Here is a 14,238-nt window from a genome sequence, read left to right as displayed (position 1 = left end):
ACTGGGCGATTTCGACTGGTTCGTGTCCTCGGATGGTGGGCGTGAGCGGTACTATGGCGGCGACGGTGTCGACACGGTGACCTATTTCAACGCGCCCGGCGCGGTGACGGCGAACCTGCGCAACGGTGCCGTGGTGAACGGCGAAGAATCCGGCTACGGAACCCAGGGCTGGGCCGCGCGTGACCTGTATTTCGAGATCGAGAACCTGGTCGGTTCGAACTTTGGCGACCATCTGACCGGTTCTGCCGACCGGAACCAGCTTTCGGGTCTCGATGGGGACGACTTCCTGTTCGGATACGGCAATATCGACTATCTCAAGGGGGGCGCCGGCAATTGACCTGCCCCCCGCTGGTCCCTCATTCATAACGAGAGTCTGCAGGTTGGTGCGATGCTCCCCGACTTTGGACCGCCGGAAGTTGGATTTTTCCGGCTCTGTCACGATGACGGGCTGGTGATGCCATCGGGATAATGCATGTCGATCGGGACGTTGTATCCGATCGCGCTGTGGGGTCTGTCCTCGTTGTAGTGTCTACGCCAATCCCCCAGCTTTTCCCGTGCATCCGCAAGGTTCATGAACCAGTGCGCGTTCAGGCACTCGGACCTGAGCTTGCTGTTGAATGCTTCGATGAAGCCGTTGTTCGTGGGTTTCCCGGGCCGCGAGAAGTCCAGCGTAACATCGTTGGCATAGGCCCAAACTTCAAACAGAAAGCGAACCGGATCACACGTTACAACAACACCCTGCTCTCTCCGAGAAACTCTGGCGACTGAAAGCCCTCACTCTGCTCACACGATATCGAACTCTGAGGCTGTCAGACCGAGCCCCGGATCTAGAACGGCGAACTGAACTTGCGAGGCGCCTCCGGCCCCGTCTGCGTCATAGAAGAGCGCTCCAGTCGCGGAGTTGTAGATGATGAAGTCGTTGCTGTCTTGTGCCGACGAGCCAATACGGAACTCGCTGGAGGACAAGCTCGAGCCAATCGCGCCGAACACGCGCTCATCCAAGCTGATCCAGTCATTGGCAATCGAGTAATGCTCGATCGTGTCCACATTCGACCCCGCATCGGCGTTGTTGCAGAACTCGCTGGCAGGGGGATTCACGGCATGAATCCGGTAGGTTAAGACGCGGGGCATGAGTAAGCCCGAACCTGCCCGCTACCGCACGACGAACTGGAAGTCTTACAACGAAGCGCTGAAGCGGCGTGGATCTCTGTTGATCTGGCTTGACAAGGACATGGTATGGCATGCCCCCAAGGCTGGGCGTCCGGGTCGACCACCGGTATTCTCCGATGCTGCCATCCAATTTTGCCTGTCAATCAAGGTTCTGTTCAAGCTGCCCCTCCGGCAGACCGCCGGGATGGTTGCCAGCCTTTTGCACCTGGCGGGGCTGGACTGGCCCGTTCCTGATTTCTCTACGCTGTGCCGTCGACAGAAAGCGTTGGCCGTCCAGATCCCGTATCGCCGTGCCGATGGGCCACTGAACCTGCTGGTGGACAGCACCGGAATCAAGTTCCTCGGCGATGGCGAGTGGCAAGCCCGCAAGCATGGCGTTCAGGGGCGCCGCCAAGGGCGCAAAGTCCATCTGGCCATAGATACTACTACCTCTGACATACGCGCCGTCGAGTTCACCCCCAGCCGAGACGGCGACAGCCCGGTGCTGCCAGAACTGCTCGACCAGATCCCGAAGGATGAAGAGATCAAAACCGTGACCGCAGACGGCGCTTACGACACACGCCGCTGCCACACCGCCATCATCGGGCGTGACGCTGTCCCGATCATTCCGGTCCGCAAGAACGGTCGGCCGTGGAAGGAAGATTGCCCAGCTGCGCGGGTTCGTAACGAAACCTTGCGCGCCACCCGGCACTACGGCCGGGCCTTCTGGAAGCGCTGGACAGGATACCACGCTCGAAGTCGGGTCGAGGCGAAAATGCGTTGCCTCAAGGCATTCGGCGAGCGCATCGCAGCCAGAGACCCCGACCGCCAAGCCGCCGAAATCCACATCCGCATCGCTCTCATGAACCGCTTCAACGCACTCGGCACCGCCGAGATCGTTCGTGTGGAATGACATCAATGGGGAAAGGGGAAGTCACGCTTCAGGCGGGAGTTCTGCAACAATGCCTTGTACCGGCCTGATCTACAGGACACAGCGGTTCGCACTGTGCTTCAACAGGCTGAGGCCCTTTCAGCCCAATTCAATGCATGAACTCTCGGGGATTGAACTGTTGGTTTGGCGGCAAGGCGAGCGGAGCTAGGATTTTTTCTTCGGGAAGCCAAGTTTCTTGGCCGCTACAATCAACTGTTGCAAGCGGTAGCATCCAATCGCAAATCAGTTGGCGGGATTTTTGGCGGGTAGGAACTTTGCCTTTCGCTATTTGCCAATGATTTCAGAGGCAAATGGCGGACCGAGGAGGATTCGAACCCCCGACCCCTTGATTCGTAGTCAAGTACTCTATCCAACTGAGCTATCGGTCCGCTTGGTGAGGGGCTATCTAGACTTTAGGCCGGAGGGGCGCAACCCGATTCTGCGAAATTCTCTCAAAAAGTTTCGCCGCCTTTCGGGAGCCTTATTTCAAAGACGGTTCCGCCCGGTCCGCTGTCTTTCAGAACCAGCGCACCGCCATGGCCACGCACCAGTTCGGCGGAAATTGCCAGGCCCAGGCCCGAGCCGCCCTTGCGCACGCCACCCTGGAACGGGGTGAACAGATTCTCTCGCGCCTTGGGTGGCAGTCCGGGGCCGGTGTCGCGCACCTCGATCACCCAATCCGTCTCGGTCTCGTGGCCCGAGACAGCGACTAGGCCGGGCTGTCCGGTGACCTCCAGCGCCTGACGTGCATTGCGCACCAGATTCATCACCACACGGAACAGCTGTTCAGGATCGGCCCGCGCACTCAGCGTCTCGGGCACTTCGTTGACAATATCGATCGCGCCCTCGCCCAGCGCAAGCCGCTCGCTGGCGACCACGTCCTCGGCGACCGCATGCAGGCGAACCATGGTCAGCATCGGCGAGGGTTCCTCGGCCCGGCCAAAGGCCAGCGTGCTTTCGCACAGCGACACTGCGCGGGTAATCGAGTTGACCAGCTTCGGCGCCATCCGGCGCACCAGCGGGTCCTCGCTGGTCTCGATCCGATCGGTGAACAGCTGCGCCGAGGTCAGGATGTTGCGCAGATCATGGCTGACCTTTGCCACGGCACCGCCCAGTTGCGCCAACCGTTCACGCTGGCGTAGCGCCTGAGTGATCTGGCGTTGCAGCATTTGCAGGGCTTCCTCGGCCTCGCGCAGCTCGGTCACGCTGGAATTGGGGGTGATGATGCCGCGCACATCCTCTGGCGCGCGGGCATAGCGCTGCATGTAGTCGACAACGCTTCTGATCGGGCGCACCAGGATCGCACGAACCGCAAGGAACAGGAAGAAGGCGGTGATGACCGAGATTACCAGCGACAACAGCAGGATCCGCGCGCCATAGTCGATCATCGCCGTCCTGAGCGGTTGGCTGTCCATCGTAACCTCGATCAGCAATCCGGCCTCCTTGACCGGTTCGCCGATCACCCGGATGACCTCGTTCTCGGACATGAAGAACCGCAACAGCGCATCGCGCATCAGGATCCAGGGCGAGGCCTGACGCAAATCATAGCTCTGCCCGATCTGTCCGGGGATCGGAGAGCTGAGCATAAGCTGCCGTACCTCGTCGCGGCGCAGTACCACGTTGTATACCCCGGCGTTTTCCAACAACTCGGCCTCAAGATCGGTGGCCAACATGTCATCAGCCAGCAGCGCCAGCGAGGCAATCTGCGCCCTTTCCAGCCGGTTTTGCAGGAAATCCTGACGGAACCGCGCGATCGAGGGTACAAAGATCAGCACTTCGGCCAACATCACGAAGGCGACCGTCAGGATCAGAAACCGGCCCGAAAGCGAGTTCAGCATGATGTCCTTTCCCGTCAGGGAAGCCAGCGCTGTACCAGCCCGACCACCCGTTTCACTGTCTGATTTTCGAACAGGCGCGGCGAGAAATAGGCCCCCGCCGCGCGCTTGTTGATCTCACCAATTGTTGGGTACGGAGACACCATCGCCGCAACCTGACTCATCTTCAGATTATTGGCCAGAACCAGCGACCACAAGTTCACGTGTTCCCCGGCCTGATGTCCGACGATGGTGACACCAACCGGACGCCCCCGAACCACCATCACCTTGATGAATCCTTCGGTGCGGCGTTCCGCGATGGCGCGGTCGTTATGAAGGTAGTCGAACCGGGCCACCTCGACCCTATCGCCGTGCGTGTCGCGGGCCTCCGCCTCGGTCAGGCCGATCTGGGCCAGTTCAGGGTCGGTGTAGGTAGCGCGTGGGATGTGATCGGTTCGCGCCTTGGAGGGCAGGCCAAACAGGGCCGAGCGCAGGATCACCCCGGCCTGATACCCCGCCACATGGGTGAATTGCAGGCCACCCGCCACGTCGCCGATCGCATAGACGCGGCGGTTGCTGCTACGCAGCGACGCATCGACCCGGATGCCGGTGCGCGTGATCTCGACCCCCGCGACTTCAAGGTTCAGCCGGTCGGTGCTGGCCTTGCGCCCGACCGCCACCAGCAGATGGCTGCCCGCAAAGATGCGCCCCTCGGCGCTGACCACTTCGATGGCGCCGGCCTGGCCGCGGATCTGTGCAGCGGCGGTGTCCTCGGCGATCTCGACGCCTTCGGCGCGCAGGTGATCAAGCACCAGCTTTGTCGCCTCGGGATCCTCGCGGCCCAAGGCGCGGTCGGCCTCGATCACGGTGACCTTGCAACCCAGCCGCACATGCGCCTGCGCCATTTCCAGCCCGATGGGGCCGCCGCCGATGATCAGCAGATGATCGGGGCGCTCGCGCAGGGCAAACAGGGTTTCGTTGGTCAGATAGGGTACGCTGTCCAACCCAGGGATCGGCGGGATCAAGGGGGTCGAGCCGGTGGCGATAACGATGCGCCGGGCCACGATCAGGTGCGCGCCGGCCTGCACCTCGGTCCTGGAAACGAAATGTCCGTATTCGCGGATCACCCGCACGCCCAGCCCCTCGAACCGGTCCTGACTGTCGACCGGTGCGATCTGTGCGATCACGTCCCGAACGTGATCCTTCACCGCATCGAAATCCACCTGCGCCAACTGGTCGGTCACGCCGAGCCGGGCGGTACTGGCTTTCGCATGTGCTGCCTTGGCACTGGCAAGCAGCGCCTTCGAGGGAACGCAGCCATAGTTCAGGCAATCCCCCCCCATTTCGTGCCCTTCAAGCAGCACCACCCGCGCACCCATCTGGCTGGCACCCGCCGCCACCGACAAGCCGCCGGACCCCGCGCCGATCACCAGCAGGTCGGTCTTGATCCGCTCCATCACATTTCCTCCCGCTTTCCGCGCAGGGCCTTGATGACGATGGGCAGCGCCGCCAACAGGCAAAGACCCAGGATAGGTCCGATCACGAAAGGTTCCCGGAACAGCGACAGGTCAGGGGTTTCGCCGCGATCGAACACGCCACCCAACCCCACCCCGATCCAGGTGAAAACGATCGCACCGGGCACGATACCCAGCGCCGTGGTCAGCACATAGTTGCGCAGCTTTACCCCGACCAGCGCCGGGATCAGGTTGGCCGCGAAGAACGGTACCGCTGGTACCAGCCGCAGCAGGAACAGCACCTCGACCTCGTTGCGCCGCAGCCCGTCCTTGAGCCGTTTGACCGCGCCCTCAGAGGCCTCGAGCCGCGCGGTCAACATCGCCCCCAGCCCGGCGCGGGCGGCCAGAAAGATCACAACCGCCCCGATGGTGGCCGCGAGCACATTCAGCACGGTGCCGACCGCCAGGCCGAACAGAAATCCGCCTGTCATAGAGGCCACCGCCGCACCGGGCAGGGAAAAGGCCACGATCAGCACATAGATGCAGACGAAGATTGCCGCCATCGCGGCATAATGCGCCTCTCGATAGGCCAGCAGCGCCTGCCGATTCGCGGCCAGCGTATCGAAACTGAGATAGTCGCGCAGGGTGACGGCCCCGACCACCGCGACCAGAACGATTGCGATCAACGGCAAATGGCGCAGCATGCGGCGCGGCGCGGATTGGGCGGTTTGGCGCATCGGTTCCGGATTTGTTTCAGGGTCGGGCTTCATATTGTCCCCAAGATGCAGACCCGCGCCGTCAAACAACAGGGTATTCACGCTCGGTTGAACGCAAAGGGATAAAAACGTGAGAAAAACACCGCCTGCGCCGGGAAACTGAAACCTTTCTTCTGGCGGTCGGGGGGAAATTGTTGCAAAAGCCCGCAAAACCCCTCTCAGAGGGTTTGACTTGCCCGGCCTCTGGCATTAGAGGACGGGCTTCGACAGACACACGGGTGGCGAATCCGCGCCGCGCCCGACCGCAAGAAATTGGAGTACGGAGCGATGAAACGCACCTATCAGCCTTCGAACCTGGTTCGCAAACGCCGCCATGGCTTCCGCGCGCGCATGGCCACCAAGGCCGGCCGCAAGATCCTGAACGCACGCCGCGCGCGTGGCCGCAAGGAACTCAGCGCCTAAGCGCTGCGACCCGTTCTGACGGATATGACACCGCCGGAGGCCCCCAGGGATGGCACCGCCAACCACGGGGAAACGCCTCCGGCGGTGTCCGTTTGCGCGTCAAGCCGGATAACTGTCCTGCGCAAGCGCAGCGATTTCCTGAAGGCCGCGCGTGCGCGTCGTCAGGGCGCGGGCTCGATGATGGTCCAGGCCCGCAAACGCGCCGAGGGTGAGGCGCCGGGCATCCGTGTCGGGTTCACCTGTTCCAAGAAGGTCGGCAACGCCGTGGCCCGCAATCGCGCCAAACGCCGCCTGCGCGAGGCCGCGCGGCTGGTGTTGCCGGAAATGGGTCGCCCCGGTTGGGACTATGTGCTGATCGGTCGCCCCAACGATACCGCCACGCGCCCCTTTGAGGGGCTGCTGGACGATCTGCGCCGGGCGCTGCGCAAGCTGCACGCGCCCAAACCCTGACCCACTCCATTTCGTCGCAACATGCTTGGCAGTGACAGGCCTGCACCCTAGATTGGCGCCATGACCCCGCTTGCCCATATTCTGGCACTGCCCGTGCGCGCCTATCGGTTGATCTTTTCGCCCTGGGTCGGTTTCAACTGCCGCTATCAACCGACCTGCTCGGCCTATGCGCTGGAGGCACTGGAGAAACACGGGGCCATTCGCGGCAGCTGGCTGGCCGCGCGACGGATCGGACGCTGTCACCCGCTGGGCAGCGACGGCTACGATCCGGTCCCCGACCCCAAGGTCGACAGCGGCAAACCGAGCCACCCGCCCGCTGATTGATGCTGGGCTCCGCTCCGCCGACATGGGGCAGTATATTTCCTGCCCCATCTTGCAGCGCAGCAATGCTGCGCACAGGTATCAGTCGCAGTCGGACACCACCTAGCCGGGATATCTGAAATTGGATTACCTCTACATCGCCGCCGGGCTGATCGGTTTGTTTCTTGGCGGCGAGGCATTGGTGCGTGGAAGCGTCGGTCTGGCCCGCCGGCTTGGTCTGTCGCCACTTTTGATTGGTCTGACCGTCGTCGGATTTGGCACCTCGACCCCGGAGTTGCTGGTCTCGGTCGATGCCGCGTTGCGTGGCGTGCCCGATATCGCCCTGGGCAACATTATGGGATCGAATATCGCAAACATCCTGCTGATCGGAGGCATCACGAGCTTGGTCTGGCCGATCAATTGTAAATCTGCGGGTCTGTGGCGCGATCTGGCGGCGATGCTAGTGGCAACCGTGGTATTGGCGCCACTTCTGCTGAGCGGCCAGATGACCCGGGTCGTGGGCCTGTTCCTGCTGCTGTCTCTCGTTGCCTACCTGATCTGGTCCTACCGTCAATCCGGCGGCTCTTGCGCCGACAACGCCGAAACCGACCTGCCGGAACTGCCCTCACGCCCCCTTGTCACTCCGCTGCTGATCGGTGCGGGCCTGCTGGGCCTGATGATCGGCGCGCGGCTGCTGGTCGATGGCGCGGTCTCGGTCGCACAGGGACTGGGGGTTTCGGATGCCTTCATCGGCCTGACCATCGTCGCCGTCGGCACCTCGCTGCCCGAGCTTGCGACCTCGGTCATCGCAGCATTCCGCCGCCAGTCCGAGATCGCGGTGGGCAATATCATCGGTTCTAACATCTTCAACATTCTCGGCATCCTGGGCGCCACCGCCGTCATCGCACCGATTCCGGTAGCCTCGCGCTTTGCCCTGTTCGACCTGCCGGTCGCACTGGCCGCTGCAGTCGTCTTCAGCGTGCTGCTCTTGTGGCGTGCAGGCGTCAGCCGCGGCGCGGGCATCCTGTTGCTGCTGGCCTATGTCGCCTATGTCTGGGCCGCGCAGGGCTGAGCGCGGCGCTTGCCCGGCTGATGCAAACACTGTAAGGCCCGCCCATGCTGGACGAGAACGAAGACATCCATCCGCTTTTTGCCGGCGCCCCCGCGACGACCGAGTTCAAGAAGCTGCGCAAACGCATCGTGCGCTACACGCGCGAGGCGATCGAGCAATATGGCATGGTCGAGCGCCGCGCCGATGGCAGCACGCCCAAATGGTTGGTCTGTCTGTCCGGCGGCAAGGACAGCTATACGCTTCTGGCGGTTCTCTACGAGCTTAAATGGCGTGGCCTGCTGCCGGTTGACCTGCTGGCCTGCAACCTGGATCAGGGCCAGCCCGGCTTTCCCTCGACCGTGTTGCCCGAATTCCTCGACCGGATGGGCGTGCCCAACCGGATCGAGTATCAGGACACCTATTCAGTTGTTGTCGACAAGGTGCCTCAGGGGCGCACCTATTGCGCGCTCTGCTCGCGGCTCAGGCGCGGCAATCTCTACCGGATCGCCCGCGAAGAGGGGTGTTCGGCGGTGGTGCTGGGTCATCACCGCGACGATATCCTGGAAACCTTCTTCATGAACCTGTTTCACGGCGGCCGTCTGGCGACAATGCCGCCCAAGCTGGTCAACGAAGAGGGCGACCTGTTCGTCTTTCGCCCGCTCGCCCATGTGGCCGAGGCCGATTGCGAGAAATTCGCGCGAGCGATGAACTATCCGATCATCCCCTGCGACCTCTGCGGCAGCCAGGACGGGTTGCAACGTCAGCAGGTCAAACAGATCCTCGACGGCTGGGAGAAGAATCGACCCGGCCGGCGCCAGGTGATGTTCCGGGCGTTGATGAATGCGCGTCCGTCGCATTTGCTGGACCCGAAACTCTTCGATTTTCAGGGGCTTGAATTGGGTTCCCGTGAAAAAGGCGAAAATTTTGGGGAAATTCCGCTGCTGCGTTAACGTCTGACTCAGACTGGTTTCCTACGGTCCAACAAGGCGCGCGTTGCGCCTTGCGAAAGGCCAGTAGACCCTATGCGGATAAAACCGTCCCTGACCCGAATTCGACATGCAATCGTGCCGGTGCTGACAGGCCCGCCGATTTTGGCCTTCTTGCCCGCAATCACTCTTGGGGCGTTCTGGCTGGGGGGCGAGATTGCCCTGCTGTTGGCGTCTCTGGGCCTGCCTTTGATGTTCGCTTTTGCCGGGGCCTTCGGCAAATGGCCCGCAACCTATCAGGTGCCGCGTGACAGCGTGACCGGTCTGATGCTTCGGGACGGGTTCGAAAGCGCGGCGACCCATATTCACGCGATGGCGGCCGAGACCGACCGGAAATCGGCCTGTTTTCTCATTGAACTCGACGATTATGCCGAACTGGTGGACCATCACGGACAGACAGCAGGCGACCTTGTCGCCCAACGCAGTGGCGAACGCATTCTGGCCGCGCTACGCAACAACGATGTGGTGGCGCGCTTGGGTGACAAACGATTTGCCGTCTGCCTGGCGCCGGTGCCGCAACTGGATCTGGAACTGTGTATCCAACTCGCGGGCCGGATGCAGAGCGCGGTAGAGGACCCGATCTCTCTCAATGGGGTGGCAGTCTACGTATCCTGCTCGATCGGCTTCTGTCAGAACCGCCGGGCCCCCGGACATAGCGCCAGCGACTGGCTCGATGCCGCGAATGTGGCCCTGGCTGCGGCGCAGGGCGCCGGCCCCTCCTCAATCCGGGCCTATGCCCCGGATATGGAGCGTAGGCCGGGCGGTGCATCTCAGTTGCGCGATGAGGTTCAGGCAGCACTCGAAAACGGGCAGATTCAGCCTTGGTACCAGCCCCAGATCTCGACCGACACCGGCAAGGTCACCGGGTTCGAGGCGCTGGCGCGCTGGAACCACCCCGCGCGCGGCCTGCTGACGCCAAACGTTTTCCTGCCGGTGATCGAAGAGGCCGGCCTGATGGAACGGCTGGGGCAGGTGATGCTTTATCACGCCCTGACGGCGGTCAAGGCCTGGGACAGCGCAGGGGTCGATGTCCCCCGGGTCGGTGTCAACTTCGCCTCGGACGAATTGCGCAATCCGGGCCTGGTCGAACGGGTCCAGTGGGAGCTTGACCGGTTTGACCTGACTCCGGACCGGCTGTCGGTGGAAATCCTGGAAACCGTGTTCTCGAACACGCCCGATGACGTCATCACCCGCAACATCGCAGGGCTGGGCAAGCTTGGCTGCCGCATCGACCTGGACGATTTCGGCACGGGCCATGCCTCGATCGCGTCGATCCGCCGCTTTGATATCTCGCGCATCAAGATCGACCGGTCCTTTGTGATGAAGGCTGACCGCGACCCCGAACAGCAGCGCTTGATCGCGGCAATCCTGACGATGGCGGAGCGGCTCGAACTGGAAACCCTGGCCGAAGGGGTGGAAACCGTCGGCGAACATGCGCTGCTGGCGCAGCTGGGTTGCGACCATGTTCAGGGCTTCGGGATCGGCAAACCGATGCCTTTCGACCAGACCCTCGATTGGATCGCGCATCACGACGCGAAACTGCAGGATGCCCCGAGGATCGGGCGCGAAACTGGCTGAACGCACGCGAACCACGGTCACCGGAGCGTTTCCACTCCGCCCGAGGGCCGATTCCGCTTGACCTTTGTGCCATCACTCTGTTGAACCCTGCGTGGTCTTTCACTGCACAAGGTGGCTGTCCCGATGGACGATCAGAACAAGAATCTCATCCTCGCAACAGCGCTCAGCTTTCTGGTGATCCTGGTCTGGTTCATCCTGTTCCCGCCACCGGAACAGACCGAGGCGCCCGCGACCGAGATCGCAACCACCGACGGCACCGCCGTGCAAGCCCCCTCTGCTGCCACGACCCAAACCGGCTCGGGCGAGGTCCCCGTGCTCGACAGCAACGCCCCGACCGAAGCAGAGGCCCCGCGGGTTCAGATCGACACCCCGCGCCTGAAGGGCAGTGTGTCACTGCTCGGTGGCCGGATCGACGAGCTTTCGCTGAAGGATTACCGCGTCTCGCTAGACGCGGACGCCGAGATCGTCGAGATGTTGACCCCGGCAGGGTCGACCTCGGCCTACTACGCGCTTTATGGCTGGGCCCCCGGCACCGGCCTGAACGCCGCCGACGTGCCCGGACCGCTGACCGAATGGTCGCTGGAGTCCGGTGAAACGCTGAGCGTGGGCAGCCCGGTGACGCTGCGCTGGTCCAATGGAAGCGGCGTTACCTTCCGCCGCATCCTTGCCGTGGACGAGGACTATATGTTCACCGTCACCCAGTCGGTGGAGAACAGCTCTACCGCTCCGATTGGCGCCGCGCCTTATGGCATCCTGGCTCGTCACGGTGTTGGCGAAGATGCCGACCTGCCGGGTCTGAAGAACTTCTTCATCCTGCACGAGGGCGTCGTCGCCATGAATGACGGCACCCTTTCGGAAATCGACTACAAGGATGTGCGCAAGTTCGACATCGACCCGAATGAGGGTGCGCAGGCCGAAGTGTTCCAGAACAAATCCGACGGTTGGATCGGATTCACCGATCACTATTGGATGGCTACCCTGATCCCCGGATCGGGCAGCGCCTTCAAATCGGCAGCCAAATATGATGCGCGGCGCAAGATCTATCAGGCCGAAACCGTCCTGCCGACCATGACCGTCGCACCAGGCGAAAGCGCCGAGGTAACCACCCGCCTGTTCGCCGGCGCCAAGGAATGGGAAAGCATCCGCGCCTATCAGAAAGACGGCGTGCAGAAGTTCCTCGACAGTATCGACTGGGGCTGGTTCTTCTTCCTGACCAAGCCGATCTTCTGGCTGCTGCACCAGCTCAACGGGCTGATCGGCAACATGGGCTGGTCGATCATCGGTCTGACGCTGATCATCAAGGCGATCGTTTTCCCGCTGGCGCTGAAATCCTATGTCTCGATGGCCAAGATGAAAGAGCTTCAGCCGCAGATGGAAGCCCTTAAAGAGGCGGCTGGCGACGACCGCCAGAAGATGCAACAGGGCATGATGGAGCTTTACAAGAAGGAAAAGGTGAACCCGGCCGCGGGCTGTCTGCCGATCCTGCTGCAAATCCCGATCTTCTTCTCGCTCTACAAGGTGATCTTTGTCACCATCGAATTGCGCCAGGCTCCGTGGTTCGGCCCGTTTCGCGACCTCAGCATGCCGGACCCAACCTCGATCATGAACTTCTTCGGCTGGCTGCCCTGGGCCGGGCCCGAGCCGGGCTCGCTGGCGGCGACCATCCTCATCGGTATCCTGCCGCTGCTTTTGGGCATCTCGATGTGGCTGCAACAGAAGCTTAATCCGGCGCCCACCGACCCGACCCAGGCGATGATCTTTGCCTGGATGCCCTGGGTATTCATGTTCATGCTGGGCAGTTTTGCCAGCGGCCTGGTGGTGTACTGGATCGCGAACAACACGATCACCTTTACCCAGCAGTACATCATCATGCGCAGCCACGGGTACAAACCGGACGTATTCGGAAACATCAAGTCCGGCTTTGCCCGCAAGGCCAAGGCGGATAAGAAATGACCGGCACGGTCACCGGGCTCTGGCGGCATCCGATCAAGAGCCATGGCCGCGAGGCGCTGGACAGCGTCACCCTCAACCCCGGGCAGACCATGCCCGGGGATCGTGTTTGGGCGGTGGCGCATGAGACGTCCCAGGCGGACGGGTCCGAATGGGTGCATTGCGGTCATTTCAGCCGTGTGTCCAAGGTGCCCGAGCTGATGGCGATCACTGCCGCGCTCAACGGCGATCGCGTGACTCTTCGCCATCCCAAACGCCCCGATCTGGAGTTCGCCCCCGAGACCGAGGCGGACCGCTTCCTCGAATGGGTGAAACCCTTGATGCCACAGGATCGGGCCCAATCGGCCCGAATCATCCGGGTACCCGGACGCGGCATGACCGATAGCGATTTCCCCTCGGTGACGCTGTGCAATATGGCTTCGCACCGGGCGGTGGAACAGCGGATTGGGCATCCTCTGTCGCCACTGCGCTGGCGCGGCAATATCTGGTTCGACGGCCTGCCTTTGTGGGAGGAGTTCGACTGGCTCGACCGCGAGGTGCAGATCGGCGAGGTGGTGTTTGCCGTGCGCGAACGCACCGACCGCTGCGCCGCGACCACTACCAATCCTGAAACCGGGATTCGCGATGCCGACACGCTGGCCGCGCTCGACCATTGGGGTCATCGTGATTTCAGCGTCCGGGCCGAGGTGATCCGCGGCGGGACCATCCGCCTTGGTGACGAGGTGCGCCCGCTATGACCGCCCTGCCCTTTCCCATTGCCGAAGAGCCCGACGCATTCGCCGCCGAGACCGGACGCAAGCTCTTTGCCGGCCCGTCCGAATTCGTCAAGGGCGTGGTGGCGATGTCCGGCCTGCCGCCCGCCGATCGGGTCGAGGTCTGCTTTGCCGGACGATCAAACGTGGGCAAGTCCAGCCTGATCAACGCGCTGACCGGCACCAAGGGGCTGGCGCGCGCCTCGAACACGCCGGGCCGCACACAGGAAATCAACTTCTTCACTCAGGGACCTGAGCTCTATCTGGTCGACCTGCCGGGGTACGGGTATGCCAATGCGCCGCTGAAAGTGGTCGAGAAATGGCAGAAGCTGCTGAAGCAATATCTCAGCGGCCGCCAGACCCTGCGCCGCGCCTTTGTGCTGATCGACGCCCGCCATGGGGTCAAGGCGGTCGATGACGAGATCATGAAGCTGCTCGACACCAGTGCCGTGACCTTTCAATGCGTATTGACCAAGGCCGACAAGGTCAAGGCCGTCGAGCGCGACAAGGTGCTGGCGCAGGTGCGCGCGGCGCTGGCCAAGCACCCGGCCGCCTATCCTGAAATCGTCCTCACCTCGTCTGAAAAAGGTGACGGTATCGCGACACTCAGGTCCATCATCGCGCATCTCGAGTAGGTGGCGGCGA

Annotated in this window: 14 protein-coding genes, 1 tRNA gene and 2 pseudogenes; 11 read left to right on the top strand and 6 right to left on the bottom strand. The window is 62.5% G+C overall.

The genetic code is table 11. The features are described from left to right. Positions 1-337, top strand: a pseudogene (locus AC2FNA_RS08350) (hypothetical protein); the annotation flags it as partial. 98 nt (positions 338-435) lie between these two features. On the opposite strand, the pseudogene AC2FNA_RS08345 reads toward AC2FNA_RS08350, so the two are convergent. Together AC2FNA_RS08345 and AC2FNA_RS08340 are read right to left on the bottom strand one after the other, a co-directional pair. After that, positions 436-699, bottom strand: a pseudogene (locus AC2FNA_RS08345) (integrase core domain-containing protein); the annotation flags it as partial. An 84-nt stretch (positions 700-783) separates the two neighbouring features. Beyond that, the gene (locus AC2FNA_RS08340; RefSeq protein WP_496825550.1) at positions 784-1,131 is read right to left on the bottom strand and encodes a hypothetical protein; all 348 of its coding nucleotides are present in this window, start codon (positions 1,129-1,131) and stop codon (positions 784-786) included. Between AC2FNA_RS08340 and AC2FNA_RS08335 the strand changes: the two genes are divergently transcribed. Continuing rightward, complete coding sequence (locus AC2FNA_RS08335; protein WP_496825548.1) at positions 1,130-2,062, top strand: IS5 family transposase; 933 nt, start codon at positions 1,130-1,132, stop codon at positions 2,060-2,062. The two genes, AC2FNA_RS08340 and AC2FNA_RS08335, sit on opposite strands and share 2 nt — an antisense overlap. A gap of 330 nt (positions 2,063-2,392) precedes the next feature. Here AC2FNA_RS08335 and AC2FNA_RS08330 read toward each other — a convergent pair. From AC2FNA_RS08330 to AC2FNA_RS08315, 4 genes are all read right to left on the bottom strand, one after another. After that, positions 2,393-2,469: transfer RNA gene (locus AC2FNA_RS08330), tRNA-Arg, on the bottom strand. 63 nt (positions 2,470-2,532) lie between these two features. Beyond that, entirely contained in the window at positions 2,533-3,918 is a 1,386-nt protein-coding gene (locus AC2FNA_RS08325) for a sensor histidine kinase (RefSeq protein ID WP_496825546.1), read from the bottom strand. A gap of 14 nt (positions 3,919-3,932) precedes the next feature. Next, complete coding sequence (locus AC2FNA_RS08320; protein WP_496825544.1) at positions 3,933-5,351, bottom strand: dihydrolipoyl dehydrogenase family protein; 1,419 nt, start codon at positions 5,349-5,351, stop codon at positions 3,933-3,935. Then, entirely contained in the window at positions 5,351-6,085 is a 735-nt protein-coding gene (locus tag AC2FNA_RS08315) for a TVP38/TMEM64 family protein (protein ID WP_496825542.1), read from the bottom strand. Before AC2FNA_RS08315 ends, AC2FNA_RS08320 begins: the two co-directional genes overlap by 1 nt. Positions 6,086-6,391: 306 nt before the next feature. Between AC2FNA_RS08315 and rpmH the strand changes: the two genes are divergently transcribed. The 9 genes from rpmH to yihA all read left to right on the top strand — a co-directional run bounded on the left by rpmH (position 6,392) and on the right by yihA (position 14,228). Further along, positions 6,392-6,526 (top strand): 50S ribosomal protein L34, encoded by a 135-nt coding sequence (gene rpmH / locus AC2FNA_RS08310; protein ID WP_008554144.1) that lies wholly within the window; start codon positions 6,392-6,394, stop codon positions 6,524-6,526. 24 nt (positions 6,527-6,550) lie between these two features. Next, on the top strand, positions 6,551-6,976 hold the full coding sequence (rnpA, locus tag AC2FNA_RS08305) for a ribonuclease P protein component (protein ID WP_496825539.1): 426 nt from the start codon (positions 6,551-6,553) through the stop codon (positions 6,974-6,976). A 60-nt stretch (positions 6,977-7,036) separates the two neighbouring features. Next, positions 7,037-7,300 carry a membrane protein insertion efficiency factor YidD gene (gene yidD, locus AC2FNA_RS08300; RefSeq protein ID WP_496825537.1) on the top strand — a complete coding sequence of 88 codons (264 nt, stop codon included), beginning with the start codon at positions 7,037-7,039 and terminating at the stop codon, positions 7,298-7,300. A 118-nt stretch (positions 7,301-7,418) separates the two neighbouring features. Beyond that, a complete protein-coding gene (locus AC2FNA_RS08295; protein WP_496825536.1) occupies positions 7,419-8,348 on the top strand; it encodes a calcium/sodium antiporter in 930 nt (309 codons plus the stop codon). A gap of 44 nt (positions 8,349-8,392) precedes the next feature. After that, positions 8,393-9,277, top strand: a complete 885-nt coding sequence (gene ttcA, locus AC2FNA_RS08290; protein ID WP_011046293.1) for a tRNA 2-thiocytidine(32) synthetase TtcA — start codon at positions 8,393-8,395, stop codon at positions 9,275-9,277. A gap of 72 nt (positions 9,278-9,349) precedes the next feature. Continuing rightward, positions 9,350-10,891: a putative bifunctional diguanylate cyclase/phosphodiesterase gene (locus tag AC2FNA_RS08285; RefSeq protein WP_496825534.1), complete on the top strand. Its 1,542-nt coding sequence runs from the start codon at positions 9,350-9,352 to the stop codon at positions 10,889-10,891. 123 nt (positions 10,892-11,014) lie between these two features. Beyond that, positions 11,015-12,844, top strand: coding sequence for a membrane protein insertase YidC (yidC, locus tag AC2FNA_RS08280; protein WP_496825532.1), 1,830 nt, complete (start codon positions 11,015-11,017; stop codon positions 12,842-12,844). Beyond that, entirely contained in the window at positions 12,841-13,578 is a 738-nt protein-coding gene (locus AC2FNA_RS08275) for an MOSC domain-containing protein (RefSeq protein WP_496825530.1), read from the top strand. The genes yidC and AC2FNA_RS08275 overlap by 4 nt, the downstream gene beginning before the upstream one ends. Continuing rightward, positions 13,575-14,228 (top strand): ribosome biogenesis GTP-binding protein YihA/YsxC, encoded by a 654-nt coding sequence (gene yihA / locus AC2FNA_RS08270; RefSeq protein WP_496825528.1) that lies wholly within the window; start codon positions 13,575-13,577, stop codon positions 14,226-14,228. Before AC2FNA_RS08275 ends, yihA begins: the two co-directional genes overlap by 4 nt. Positions 14,229-14,238: the final 10 nt, after the last annotated feature.

The organism is Ruegeria sp. YKSD163, from assembly GCF_059612905.1.
The sequence above is the reverse complement of the archived record's forward strand: the minus strand, read 5'-3'. Positions and strand labels throughout refer to the sequence as shown.

What these genes read in the sequence shown, in the direction of transcription:
- AC2FNA_RS08335 (WP_496825548.1), top strand. Translation starts at nt 1,130, where the DNA reads ATGAGTAAGCCCGAACCTGCCCGCTACCGCACGACGAACTGGAAGTCT.
- AC2FNA_RS08340 (WP_496825550.1), bottom strand. Translation starts at nt 1,131, where the DNA reads ATGCCCCGCGTCTTAACCTACCGGATTCATGCCGTGAATCCCCCTGCC.
- AC2FNA_RS08325 (WP_496825546.1), bottom strand. Translation starts at nt 3,918, where the DNA reads ATGCTGAACTCGCTTTCGGGCCGGTTTCTGATCCTGACGGTCGCCTTC.
- AC2FNA_RS08320 (WP_496825544.1), bottom strand. Translation starts at nt 5,351, where the DNA reads ATGGAGCGGATCAAGACCGACCTGCTGGTGATCGGCGCGGGGTCCGGC.
- AC2FNA_RS08315 (WP_496825542.1), bottom strand. Translation starts at nt 6,085, where the DNA reads ATGCGCCAAACCGCCCAATCCGCGCCGCGCCGCATGCTGCGCCATTTG.
- rpmH (WP_008554144.1), top strand. Translation starts at nt 6,392, where the DNA reads ATGAAACGCACCTATCAGCCTTCGAACCTGGTTCGCAAACGCCGCCAT.
- rnpA (WP_496825539.1), top strand. Translation starts at nt 6,551, where the DNA reads ATGACACCGCCGGAGGCCCCCAGGGATGGCACCGCCAACCACGGGGAA.
- yidD (WP_496825537.1), top strand. Translation starts at nt 7,037, where the DNA reads ATGACCCCGCTTGCCCATATTCTGGCACTGCCCGTGCGCGCCTATCGG.
- ttcA (WP_011046293.1), top strand. Translation starts at nt 8,393, where the DNA reads ATGCTGGACGAGAACGAAGACATCCATCCGCTTTTTGCCGGCGCCCCC.
- AC2FNA_RS08285 (WP_496825534.1), top strand. Translation starts at nt 9,350, where the DNA reads ATGCGGATAAAACCGTCCCTGACCCGAATTCGACATGCAATCGTGCCG.
- yidC (WP_496825532.1), top strand. Translation starts at nt 11,015, where the DNA reads ATGGACGATCAGAACAAGAATCTCATCCTCGCAACAGCGCTCAGCTTT.
- AC2FNA_RS08275 (WP_496825530.1), top strand. Translation starts at nt 12,841, where the DNA reads ATGACCGGCACGGTCACCGGGCTCTGGCGGCATCCGATCAAGAGCCAT.
- yihA (WP_496825528.1), top strand. Translation starts at nt 13,575, where the DNA reads ATGACCGCCCTGCCCTTTCCCATTGCCGAAGAGCCCGACGCATTCGCC.